Origin of the sequence: Kitasatospora sp. NPDC091257, assembly GCF_044757675.1 — a bacterium.
GTDB lineage: Bacteria > Actinomycetota > Actinomycetes > Streptomycetales > Streptomycetaceae > Kitasatospora > Kitasatospora lactacystinica.
The window spans coordinates 1-1,372 of sequence record NZ_JBIVVI010001715.1 but is presented as its reverse complement, the minus strand read 5'-3'; the positions used below and the strand labels follow the sequence as shown (position 1 = coordinate 1,372).

Genomic DNA, 1,372 nt, shown 5'->3' with positions numbered 1-1,372 from the left:
GGTGAAGGTGGCCGTGGTGGTGGAGGCCTGCCAGGACGTGGCCAGGCCGGGGACCACGGTGCCGTCGGGGGCGAGGGAGACCAGCGAGTCGTAGGCGTAGCGGGCCTGGGCGGCGCCGAAGGTCGAGTACGGGTCGAAGCTCGGCGTCTCGCTGGACACGGCGATCCGGACGGTGCCGTGTTCGACGAGCGGGGTGCTCGTCGAGGGGCGGGCCGTGCCCCCGCAGCCGGTCATCGCGAGGGTCACCGCGGCGGCCAGGACGGTGGCGGTGGCCGTCCGGACGGGCGGCGGAGTACGACGGGGCATGGGCGTCATGGTGCCACCGAGTTCTGCCACTGGCGAGTCAACTCGCTTGTGCAGTAAGAGTGTTCGAATGTGACACGGTGATCGGGGTCAGGCGTGCCGGAGGCAGAGGGTGCCTCACTGGAAGCCCGCGCCGATCCCGGACAGGACGTAGGTGTCGCCCGGTCGCAGGCCGCCCGCGGTGACGGTGGAGTGGAGCGCGGTGAACAGGCCGGCCGACCCGGTGTTGCCGAGCCGGTCGACGGTGACGGGGACGCGCTCCCGAGGGACGCCCATGGCCTTCACGGTTTCGGCGAGGAGGTTCAGGTTGGCCTGGTGCAGGAAGAAGTGCCGGATCTCGTCGAGCGGCACACCGGCCTGCCGGGCGGCGCCGGTGATGCTCTCGGGCAGGCGGGTGGTGGCGGTGTTCCAGACGGAGCGGCCGTCCATGCGCAGGTAGTGCGCGCCGGCGGCCAGGGTGGCCGTGCTGGTGGGCAGCCGGGAGCCGCCGGCCGGGACCTGGACGTCGTAGGAGAGCTGGGAGCCCAGGTCGTAGGAGAGCAGGCCCGCGCCGGCGGTCTCGGAGCGGGTGAGCACGACGGCGGCCGCGGCGTCGCCGAAGAAGACGCCGGTGGTGCGGTCCGTGGGGTCGGTGATCCTGGAGGCGCAGTCGGCGGCGAGGACCAGGATGGTGGTGATGGAAGGGTTCTGGAGGAGGTGGGCGGCGATCAGTACGGCCTGGACGCCGGATGCGCAGGCCGCCTGGGTGACGTCCAGGGACAGGGCTCGGTGGGCGCCCAGGGCGTCCTTGACGATCAGCGCGGTTGAGGGCAGGGGCTGGTCCCAGGTGTAGGTGGCGACGATCACCGCGTCCAACTGGGCGGGGGCGGTGCCCGCCGCGTCCAGGGCCTGGTGTGCGGCGTCGACGCACATGTCGGAGGTGGCCAGCTCCGGGGCCAGGCGGCGGCGTTCACGGATGCCGGTGCGGCTGGTGATCCATGCGTCGCTGGTGTCGAGGGAGCGGGTCAGCTGCTCGTTGGTGACGACGGTCGGGGGCAGGTGCACCCCGGTCCCCGCGACGGCGAACGGG

The 1,372-nt window shown here is 72.7% G+C and carries 1 protein-coding gene and 1 pseudogene; both read right to left on the bottom strand.

The genetic code is table 11. From position 1 onward, the window contains the following. Window positions 1–306 (bottom strand): annotated as a pseudogene (locus tag ACIQOV_RS41495) (ABC transporter substrate-binding protein); the annotation flags it as partial. 114 nt (window positions 307–420) lie between these two features. Next, window positions 421–1,372: 3-oxoacyl-ACP synthase III family protein (locus ACIQOV_RS41490; RefSeq protein ID WP_401056337.1), on the bottom strand; the 952-nt coding region annotated here is incomplete at its 5' end.